This is a genomic window from Protofrankia sp. CiP3, assembly GCF_917627345.1.
GTDB lineage: Bacteria > Actinomycetota > Actinomycetes > Frankiales > Frankiaceae > Protofrankia.
Genome location: NZ_CAKJTM010000052.1, coordinates 22,860 through 31,987, shown reverse-complemented (window position 1 = coordinate 31,987; position 9,128 = coordinate 22,860). Strand labels below are relative to the sequence as shown.

10 protein-coding genes are annotated in these 9,128 nt (G+C 67.2%); 2 read left to right on the top strand and 8 right to left on the bottom strand.

The window, feature by feature from the left end; all coding sequences use genetic code 11:
* Positions 1–62: 62 nt before the first annotated feature.
* Positions 63–995 carry a 30S ribosomal protein S2 gene (gene rpsB / locus MJ797_RS17125; protein WP_239336040.1) on the bottom strand — a complete coding sequence of 311 codons (933 nt, stop codon included), beginning with the start codon at positions 993–995 and terminating at the stop codon, positions 63–65.
* 361 nt (positions 996–1,356) lie between these two features.
* Between rpsB and MJ797_RS17120 the strand changes: the two genes are divergently transcribed.
* Entirely contained in the window at positions 1,357–1,986 is a 630-nt protein-coding gene (locus MJ797_RS17120; protein WP_239336036.1) for a murein hydrolase activator EnvC, read from the top strand.
* A gap of 28 nt (positions 1,987–2,014) precedes the next feature.
* On the opposite strand, the gene MJ797_RS17115 is transcribed toward MJ797_RS17120, so the two are convergent.
* From MJ797_RS17115 to MJ797_RS17100, 4 genes are all read right to left on the bottom strand, one after another.
* Positions 2,015–2,959: a tyrosine recombinase XerC gene (locus tag MJ797_RS17115; RefSeq protein ID WP_239336034.1), complete on the bottom strand. Its 945-nt coding sequence runs from the start codon at positions 2,957–2,959 to the stop codon at positions 2,015–2,017.
* Positions 2,960–3,041: 82 nt separating this feature from the next.
* The gene (locus tag MJ797_RS17110) at positions 3,042–3,275 is read right to left on the bottom strand and encodes a hypothetical protein (RefSeq protein WP_374582437.1); all 234 of its coding nucleotides are present in this window, start codon (positions 3,273–3,275) and stop codon (positions 3,042–3,044) included.
* 16 nt (positions 3,276–3,291) lie between these two features.
* The gene (locus tag MJ797_RS17105; protein WP_374582442.1) at positions 3,292–4,251 is read right to left on the bottom strand and encodes a serine/threonine dehydratase; all 960 of its coding nucleotides are present in this window, start codon (positions 4,249–4,251) and stop codon (positions 3,292–3,294) included.
* Positions 4,252–4,276: 25 nt separating this feature from the next.
* Positions 4,277–4,921 (bottom strand): hypothetical protein, encoded by a 645-nt coding sequence (locus MJ797_RS17100; protein ID WP_239336030.1) that lies wholly within the window; start codon positions 4,919–4,921, stop codon positions 4,277–4,279.
* 7 nt (positions 4,922–4,928) lie between these two features.
* On the opposite strand from MJ797_RS17100, the gene MJ797_RS17095 reads away from it, so the two are divergent.
* Positions 4,929–5,333 carry a hypothetical protein gene (locus MJ797_RS17095; protein ID WP_239336028.1) on the top strand — a complete coding sequence of 135 codons (405 nt, stop codon included), beginning with the start codon at positions 4,929–4,931 and terminating at the stop codon, positions 5,331–5,333.
* Positions 5,334–5,825: 492 nt separating this feature from the next.
* On the opposite strand, the gene dprA is transcribed toward MJ797_RS17095, so the two are convergent.
* Genes dprA through MJ797_RS17080 form a run of 3 tightly spaced genes read right to left on the bottom strand, consistent with a single transcriptional unit; the run spans position 5,826 to position 8,871 of the window.
* Entirely contained in the window at positions 5,826–6,980 is a 1,155-nt protein-coding gene (dprA, locus tag MJ797_RS17090; protein ID WP_239336026.1) for a DNA-processing protein DprA, read from the bottom strand.
* Complete coding sequence (locus MJ797_RS17085) at positions 6,977–8,515, bottom strand: YifB family Mg chelatase-like AAA ATPase (RefSeq protein WP_239336024.1); 1,539 nt, start codon at positions 8,513–8,515, stop codon at positions 6,977–6,979. The genes dprA and MJ797_RS17085 overlap by 4 nt, the downstream gene beginning before the upstream one ends.
* Complete coding sequence (locus tag MJ797_RS17080) at positions 8,515–8,871, bottom strand: YraN family protein (RefSeq protein WP_239336022.1); 357 nt, start codon at positions 8,869–8,871, stop codon at positions 8,515–8,517. The genes MJ797_RS17085 and MJ797_RS17080 overlap by 1 nt, the downstream gene beginning before the upstream one ends.
* Between the last annotated feature and the right edge of the window lie 257 nt (positions 8,872–9,128).

The window sequence follows — 9,128 nt, the reverse complement described above, 5'->3', positions numbered from 1 at the left end:
CCCCTATTGCCGACCACTAAGCCGAAGGCGCCGAACACGGAAGGGTATCTTTTTGGATCTTTTCAGACCCGGACCGCGGCAGCACCCACCGCGGTGACGGTGTCGGAATCGATCTGGCCCGCTCCGTTGCGCTCGTGGTCGGCCTTCCGCTCGGACTCTGGTTCAACCGTTGCGGATTCGGTGGATGCGGTCGCCGCCGCAGGCCCGGCCGCCGCATCCCGGCCACGCAGAAGTTCTTCCTCCCAGGCGGTCAGCGGCTCTCCCCCGGCGGGCACGTCGGGCTTGTCGTCCATCAACGTCGATCCGCCCGCGCGGGAGCGCAGCCCGTCCGCCACCGCATCGGCCACCACCCGAGTGAGCAGGGTCGCGCTGCGGATGGCGTCGTCATTACCGGGAATCGGGTAGTCGACCTCATCTGGATCACAGTTGGTGTCCAGAATCGCCACCACCGGAATCCCCAGTTTGCGCGCTTCGCCGACGGCGATGTGCTCCTTCTTCGTATCGACAACCCAGACCGCGCTCGGCACACGGGCCATATCGCGTATACCACCGAGAGTGCGCTCGAGCTTGGCCTTCTCACGGGAAAGAACAAGCTGTTCCTTCTTCGTCCGGACCTCTGTGCCGCCGGTCAGCTCGATTTCCTCGAGCTCCTTCAGCCGCTGGAGGCGCTTGTAGACCGTCGAGAAGTTTGTCAGCATCCCACCGAGCCAGCGCTCTTTGACATAAGGCATACCGACCCGCTGTGCCTGCTCTTCGATGGCTTCCTGGGCCTGCTTCTTGGTGCCGATGAACAGGACCGTACCGCCGTGGGCGACGGTCTCCTTCACGAAATCATAGGCGCGGTCGATGTAGGACAGCGTCTGCTGCAGATCGATAATGTAGATGCCATTGCGTTCGGTGAAGATAAAGCGCTTCATCTTCGGATTCCAGCGCTTTGTCTGGTGCCCGAAGTGGACGCCGCTTTCAAGCAACTGCTTCATGGTGACGACAGCCATGGCTAGTCGCTCCCTTCCTGCGCCAGGCGGACCGGCGCACCTCGGTTGCAGGCCCCGACCGGCGACCGGGGCCCCTGACGCCCTGCTGGCCCCTACCACCGCGGGAACGGCGGACCGAGGAAGCCTTCCCCGCCACGCCGGGAAGGCGGGCAGAGAAAGGGCGCGCGGATTCAGCTCGACGGCACGAGCCGTGCCTTCGATCCTACGCCCACCCGCACCGCGCTCCTCGGCGGGTTGTCCACAGGCGTCATCCCAGGCGTGACCGGAGGCTCCGGCGCGGGCAGCGTGGCAGCCAGGGCAACCGCGCCCGCACCGACGCCCACAGACCACAGACCACAGACCACAGACCACAAGGAACGCCATGATCCCGCCGTCCCGCTATCGAGCTCTCATCCTCGTCGTGGCCGTGCTGGCCGCCTTCGCTGTCACCAAATGGCCGCATGCGGCAGCTGATTTCCGTGCTCTGGCGGCAACCTCACCGTCCCCACCGGCACTGTCCCCACCATCACCATCACCATCTAACGTGACCACCACCGGTGCGGGCCCGATATCACCGACACCCGCTGTGCGGGGCCTGCCGACATCACACTGGCGTACGCCGCTGGACGGCCCTCTGATCATTGGCCGGGGCTTCGAACCGCCTGTCACGCCCTACGGTCCGGGCCATCGCGGTGTCGACCTGGTGAGCACAGTAGGTGCGCAGGTGCGCGCCGCAGCTTCGGGAACCGTTTCGTTCGCTGGCATGATTGCCGGACGCGGTGTTATCACGATCAATCACGGGTCACTGCGAACGACCTACGAGCCAGTCACCCCGGTTGTCCCCGCAGGCCGGCCGGTGGCCTCCGGAGAGATCATCGGCCAGCTCGCCGGGGGACATCCCGGTTGTCCCGCCGACGCCTGTCTGCACTGGGGCCTGCTCGATGGGTCGCTCTACCGCAATCCACTCAGCCTGCTGCCGCGTCGTCATCCCAGGCTGCTACCGGTCGGTTGAACCCACCTACCGACCCCGGTTGCCGCCATCAGGCCCGCGGGTGTCCCTGTTCAAACGCCGCGCGAAGCCGCTCCGGCGTCACATGGGTGTAGATCTGCGTGGTCGCGGGACTCGCGTGCCCCAACAGCTCCTGCACTGAGCGCAGATCGGCACCGCCCTCCAGCAGATGGGTGGCGGCGGAGTGCCGAAGGCCATGGGGGGTCACCGGCCGGGCGCTGTGAGCCGCAGCCCGAGCGCTCAGGATACGCCGGACCGTTCGCGGGCCCAGCCGGCGACCGCGTGCGCCGAGGAACAGCGCCCGGCCGCTACCGGGCACCGCGAGTACCGGCCGGCCGATGTCGAGCCATGCTCGCAGCGCACGCCGCGCGGGCGCACCGAAAGGCACCGCCCGCTCACGCCCGCCCTTGCCCACCACCCGCACGAGTCGCCGTTCGTCATCAACATCATCAAGATCGAGACCGCACAGTTCACCGACACGGGTGGCGGTCGCATACAGCAGTTCGACAACCGTGCTGTCCCGCGCGTCGAGCGCATCCTGGCGAGGTCCGGTTGATACCACCTGTGGGTCCGCCACCAGCATCTCCCATGCCTGGATGGCCGTCAGCACGGTTGGCAGTGCCGTCGATCGCCGAGGGCTCACAAGCCGATCGGCGACGTCCACAGGCAGCCAGCCGCGCCTTACCGCGAATGCGCTGAAGCCACGGGCGACCGACACTCGCCTGGCTACGGTGGCGGTGGCGGCACCGGCGGCGCGCATGGCCGTGAGCCAGCCGCGCAGCACGCCGAGGTCAAGATCCGCCAGTTCACGGCAGCCCGCGCCACAAGCGAAGTCGCACAGATTACGGAGATCGGCTGTGTAGGCGCGGACGGTCTCGACCGACCGGTTCCGCTCGGTCGACAGGTACCTCAGGTATGCGCCGATCGCGGCATCCCAGGTAGCTCCATCATCACGGATAGCAATATCATCTACCATATAACCGACTATCCACCTACCTGACCGTGCCCTGTCACAGCCGCCGCGTCAACATCGACGGGCAGCCCCGGCGAATATACGATCATGCTCCTTCCCCGGCGCCCGACGGAGACAGCACGCCTGCCGCCGACGGCGCTCGGCCCAACGCCGTCAGGCGATACCCACCACCTCGTTGCTCCACCAAACCCTCCACGACCAGAGGGCCCATCAGCGCCTGCACGGTTTCCGGCCGCTCACCCACCCGCTCGGCAAGCACCGCCCCACCCACCGGTACCGGCGGGTATCCAGCGAGCTCACCTACCGCGCCGATCTCCATAGGCTTTAGTGATACGCTAACAACCTTGGGAAGAGACGAGATCGGTCGGGTCGGTATTCGCGCCGCATAGCACCACGGCAATCTTCTCGCCGGCTTTCGGTATGTATGCGCCGTCCAATAGAGCGGCGAGAGCGGTTGCGGCACCGTGTTCCACGACGAGTCGGCGGTGGTTCCACAGGGCGTGGCGGGCCCGGATGATGGCCTCATCCGGGACAAGAACCGAGTGGACTGCGGCACGTCCTGCCCACTCCAGCGCCATGGCTGATGTGCGTCGCGCCCCGAGAGCATCGGCAGCGATCGAGTCGACGGGCACGTCGACAAGGTGCCCGGATTCGATTGCGGCGTTCAGCGCCCGGCAGTTCATCGGTTCGACGGCGACGACGCGGATCCCGTAGTGGTCGGCTGCCACGGTGACGCCGGTGAACAGGCCGCCACCGCCAACCGCGACCACGATCGTGTCCAGCCCGTCGGGCATCGCTGTCAGGATTTCCGGTAGGAGCGTGCCGGCTCCCGCCGCTACCAGGGGATTGTCATAAGCGTGGGACTCGATCGCCCCGGTAGCGGCGGCATGGCTGTGGGCAGCGGCCAAGGCGTCTGCGTACTCATCTCCGACCTGACAAACGTCGGCGTCGTAGGCACGGAGCTTGGCGACTTTCACGGGCGGGGCGGTCTCGGGTAGGAAAACCGTGGCGGTCACGCCATGGCGCTGTGCGGCCCAGGCGCAGGCGAGCCCGGCGTTACCGCCCGAGGCGATGACTACCCCGGAGCCGGGCATCGTGCCGGCCTCCAGATGCGCGGCGACGAAGTTCGCAGCCCCACGAGCCTTGAACGATCCGGTGTATTGCATGAACTCCAGGACGAGCCAGAGATCAGCGTCGCCAACCGTCCCCGGGTCGGCGCGGGTGACGGTGACAGCACGGACATCCCCGGCGATGCGATCGCAGGCTGTCTTGACGTCGCCGTAGGTAGGAGTGATCACGGTACGGGCTCCAATTATGCCGTCAGGACCAGAAGACGAGAGTTCCGGTCACAGTCAGTCCAAGGAAGAACGCAAACGCTACCCGTCGCTGAACCGGGTTCGCGGCTACCGCGTGTAGGTTTGCCGCGTTGAACAGCAGCGCGTCACCCGCCGATGAGCAGAGGCTCACCTGTTGGCATCCCTGGACGATCGCGGGTATATAGCCGTAGTCAGTGCGGTGGGTCTCGTCCTCGGGTTGCCAGCGGCGACGCCAGATTGTGGCCTCCCCGCCGAAGTCAGGTCCGGCAACCCACAGGTTGAACGCCAATTGCGCGATCACCTGTTGGTCGAACAGTCCGTCGGGGTACTCGCGAACTACCTCGTCGAAATGCACGAGCGCCCCGGCGTTGATCTCTCGGAGGGTGCCGCCGAACACCGGGCGTCCACCGATCGTGGCCGGGGCGATCGCGCTGCCCCATGCAGCACCAAGGCGGGCCAGGGCGATCGCCACCGGGTCGGGGCGAAGACGCGCCGCAGTCCATGCGACACGCGCGGCGTTTGCGGCTTGCCAGTAGCGCTCGTCCAACACCCCATCGGATGCGCGGTAGTCGTTGAGCGCTGGGCCAAAGCGGGCGATACGGATAGGGACCCATGTTGGGTCGTAGTCGCCGATCGGGAGACGATTCATACTCTCGATGGTTACGGCGCAGGCGATGGATGTGGATCCGTATTGGCTGGAGTTCTGGGGAGAAGCAGATCTTGCCTGTCACAGGATGAAGGCTGCCGAGATCCTCGGCGACCTTGACGCTGCGATACAGGCAGCCCGGGAAGCAGTCGCCGCAGTGAATCCCCGATTCGCGCGTAACCATGCCGTCTACCTCGCCAGCCACGGTCGTGTCCTCGCCGTGGCCGGGCACCTGGACGAAGCGATGGAGATCATGGGTCAGGCGATTCTCCGCACTGCCGGGGTGGACTCGGCTCGGATCCGCAACGACATCGGGCGGGCCGTCGACACCCTGGCCAAGCGGGACGCCGGGCCGGCAGTTCGGGGGTTCGTCGAGTGGGCCCGCGCGTATCCCCTCGCAGGTGCGACAGTATGATCACGCCGTGGGCGCTGGCCGTCCATGACGGTGAGGAGTATCCGCAGCGGCTACGTAAGCTTATCGAACCGATATACACCGAGGTTTACGCCGAAGCGCCGTACTGCGAGGGTCCAGACGACGTAGCCGAGTTCGCTACCAATTGGCCACGACGGGTTGGGGCGCCCGGATTCCGCATAACGGGCTTCTTGCCGGTCGGGGTGAGCAACGGGTGGTCCTTCTTGTCCGCCCCGAGCCGGAAGCAGCTCCTGCGAGCGCCGCGTATGCGTCATGGGGATATCGAACGATCGGACGGCTCCGCCCCTGGGATAACGCACCGACGTATCTCGCGCCTGTTCGGGATCTTGTTGCCGGGTGCTGAACAGGATTACCCCCGACATTTGCGACTGCGAGTCGCCGACATGTTACGATACATGCTGGTCTCAGGCTGTGCAGTCTTCCTTGTCCATGGGGAGAGTGCGGCAACGACGGGCAGCTCCGGCGAATATACGATCATGCTCCTTCCCCGGCGTCCGACGGAGACAACACGCCGGCCGCCGACGGCGCTCGGCCCAACGCCGTCAGGCGATACCCACCACCTCGTTGCTCCACCAAACCCTCCACGACCAGAGGGCCCATCAGCGCCTGCACGGTTTCCGGCCGCTCACCCACCCGCTCGGCAAGCACCGCCCCACCCACCGATCTCCGCGCCGGCATGACATCGAGCAGACGCCGGACCAGCTCGGGAAGACCATCACGAACGCCCACCGGTACCGGCGGGTATCCAGCGAGCTCACCTACCGCGCCGATCTCCTCGCAGATCTCCGCGGCATCGGTGACCAAGACGGTCTGCTCACGGTGCGTCCGTAACAGACGATGACAGCCCACGCTCAGCGCGCTGGTGACCGGTCCTGGAACAGCCATGACCACACGCCCCAGCCGCCGGGCATGTCGGGCCGTGTTCAGGGCACCGCTTCGATGACCCGCCTCAACCAGAACCGTGCCCCTGGCCAACGCGGCGATGATCCTGTTACGGGTCAGGAAACGGCCGCGGTAGGGAGGGCTACCCGGTGAAGCCTCACTCACCAGCAGTCCGTTGTCGCGGATGCGCGTCAGCAGCTCCGTGTGAGCTCGTGGATAGGCGACGTCGACCCCGCCGGCAAGAACCGCGATCGTCGGCCCGCCTGCCGCCAGAGCACCACGGTGAGCGGCCGCGTCAATACCAAAGGCCGCCCCGGAAACCACCGTCCAGCCCCGCTCCGACAGCCCCGAGGCAAGATCGGCGGTCACGGTCGTGCCATAAGGAGTGGCCGCGCGCGCCCCTACGACCGCCACCGCCCGCTCACACAGTTGGCCAAGGTCCCCATTTCCGTACACCCACAAGGCAAGCGGTTCGCCCGGTTCGGTGCGGGCATCGGCAGCGCGCATGTCGCGGAGCACGCTCAGCACGGACGGCCACTCCTCGTCACCTGGGCAGAGCAACCGCCCGCCGAGGTTGTCCAGCAGGCGCAGGTCCCGTACCGGGTCGACAGCGGGATGCCGGAGCCGCAGATCAGCCCAGACCGACGCCGCTCCGCGGCGGGCAACCTCAATGCTGATCTCTGGCTTGTCCGACCCGACCGCGCGTGCCAGAGCGACCCGCGCCAACCGCTCACCGTCGACAGTCACTGTGACCGCCCTGGCAGGCGCAGGTCCAGAGCCATCCCGAGCTGCGTCGGTCCGGGGCACTCCACGCCGGCAAGGTCCGCGAGCGTCCAGGCAATCCGCAGGACGCGGTCAAGACCCCGGGCGGTCAGTTGACCCGACTCGAAGACACGGTCCGCCAGCCGGGTCGCGCTCGTCGGCAGCGGCCACAGCCGACGGAGCGCTGGACCGGGGATTTCAGCGCTGGTACGCCACGGTGTCCCAGCCAGCCGGCAGGCAGCGGCATCACGAGCGCTCTGGACACGTTTGGCCACCACTGCGGAGGTCTCCGCGTAGTTGTAGTCCGCCCGCAGCTCCGCGCGGCTCGGCGCGGCAAGCTCCACCTGCAGATCCACCCGGTCGAGCAGCGGTCCCGACAACCGGGAGAGATAACGCCTGCGAACCAGGCTCGGGCAGTCACACAGCCTGGCCCCAGCACCGCCCGCACGCGCGCAGGGGCACGGGTTCGCCGCCAGCACCAGCAGGAACCGGGCGGGAAACCGGGCACTGATCCGGGCCCGCGCCAGCTCGATCACCCCGCTTTCCAGCGGCTGGCGCAATGCGTCCAGGGTGAGGCGAGAAAATTCGGGAGCTTCGTCAAGGAACAGGACCCCCCGATGCGCCTGGCTGGCCAGCCCCGGTCGTAGCACGGTCGAACCGGCACCGACGAGTGCTCCCGGCGTTGCTGAATGGTGCGGGCTGCGAAAAGGCGGCCGGACCACGAGCGGGCAGTCTGCCGGCAACAGCCCTGCGACCGAGTGCACCGCGGTGACCTCAAGAGCAGCTTCGGTGTCAAGCGCGGGCAACAGCCCCGGCAGCCGCTCCGCCAGCATGGTCTTGCCACTGCCCGGCGGCCCTTGCATGAACAGATGGTGGCCGCCGGCCGCCGCTACTTCGACCGCGAGGCGACCGCGGGACTGGCCCGCCACATCGGCAAGATCGCCGACATCCTCGACGTCGGCCCGCGACGAATTCATCGTGATCATCGGCGGTGGACCCGGCGTAAACTCACCGCGCAGGAGGCGCACCAGGCAGTCGAGGTCCTTCACCGGTTCAACGACGGCCCCGGGGACCAAGGCCGCCTCCGCGCCGTTCGCCTCGGGGACGACCACGCGTTCGAGACCTGCGCCGAGTGCGGCCAACACCGCCGGCAGCACCCCACGGACGGGCCGCAGCCGTCCGTCCAGCGCCAGTTCTCCAAGCAGCACCCGGCCGTGCAGGGATGTCGGGGGGATTGTGGCCGCCGCGCCGAGAACCGCGGCGGCCATCGCCACGTCGAACCCGCTCCCGGACTTCGGGAGAGTCGCCGGAAACAGCCCAACCGTGATCCGCTGGCTGGGCCAGGCCTGGCCCGAGTTGACGATCGCGGCACGGATCCGTTCCCTGGCCTCGTGCAGCGCCGCGTCCGGCAGCCCGACGAGAGTGAAGGCCGGCAGCCCGTTCGCAAGATCCGCTTCGACCTCAACGAGACGGCCGTGCACCCCCACGATGGCGACGCTGAACGCCCGTGCGAGCGCCATCAGAACGCCCCTCGCAGGTGTTCCACCCGAATCGGGCTGTCCCGGCGGCGGTATACCTCGACCACGTCGAAGCGCAGGGCCGCCAGCTCATGTTCATGATCATGAAGCCACTGCGCGGCCACCCGGCGGATACGAGCGGCCTTGCCCGCAACCACGGCCTGCGCAGGTGTCCCGTACCGGTCACTGGAACGGGTCTTGACCTCGCAGAACACCAGACACAAACCGTCCCGGGCGACGATATCGATCTCGCCGGCCGCGCAACGCCAGTTGCGGTCGAGAATTTCCATTCCGCCTTGCAGCAGATACCGGACCGCGGTGTCCTCACCGAACCGCCCGAGCGCATCCTTGACCCGCATCGCCCACTCCCCTCCACAGGCGACGGACGCGCCCGTGGAGATCAGGGTGATCGGTGGGTCGAGCGTTGGCGAACAATGATGATGTTCTGTGGACAACCTGAGGTTATCCACACACCCGGCAACGGCAGGCACACAATGCAGGCTGGATGCAGGCCGGGGCGGCTCGACAGGCCTCACAACAGGCTCTCAGCGAGGTGGGCCGCTGACTGGTCAGGACCGCTGGCTGGGCGGAGCCAACGAGGCTTCCGTTGACACTT

Coding starts and splice junctions, on each gene's coding strand:
- rpsB (WP_239336040.1), bottom strand. CDS start 995: ATGGCTGTCGTCACCATGAAGCAGTTGCTTGAAAGCGGCGTCCACTTC.
- MJ797_RS17120 (WP_239336036.1), top strand. CDS start 1,357: ATGATCCCGCCGTCCCGCTATCGAGCTCTCATCCTCGTCGTGGCCGTG.
- MJ797_RS17115 (WP_239336034.1), bottom strand. CDS start 2,959: ATGGTAGATGATATTGCTATCCGTGATGATGGAGCTACCTGGGATGCC.
- MJ797_RS17110 (WP_374582437.1), bottom strand. CDS start 3,275: ATGGAGATCGGCGCGGTAGGTGAGCTCGCTGGATACCCGCCGGTACCG.
- MJ797_RS17100 (WP_239336030.1), bottom strand. CDS start 4,921: ATGAATCGTCTCCCGATCGGCGACTACGACCCAACATGGGTCCCTATC.
- MJ797_RS17095 (WP_239336028.1), top strand. CDS start 4,929: ATGGTTACGGCGCAGGCGATGGATGTGGATCCGTATTGGCTGGAGTTC.
- MJ797_RS17085 (WP_239336024.1), bottom strand. CDS start 8,515: ATGGCGCTCGCACGGGCGTTCAGCGTCGCCATCGTGGGGGTGCACGGC.
- MJ797_RS17080 (WP_239336022.1), bottom strand. CDS start 8,871: ATGCGGGTCAAGGATGCGCTCGGGCGGTTCGGTGAGGACACCGCGGTC.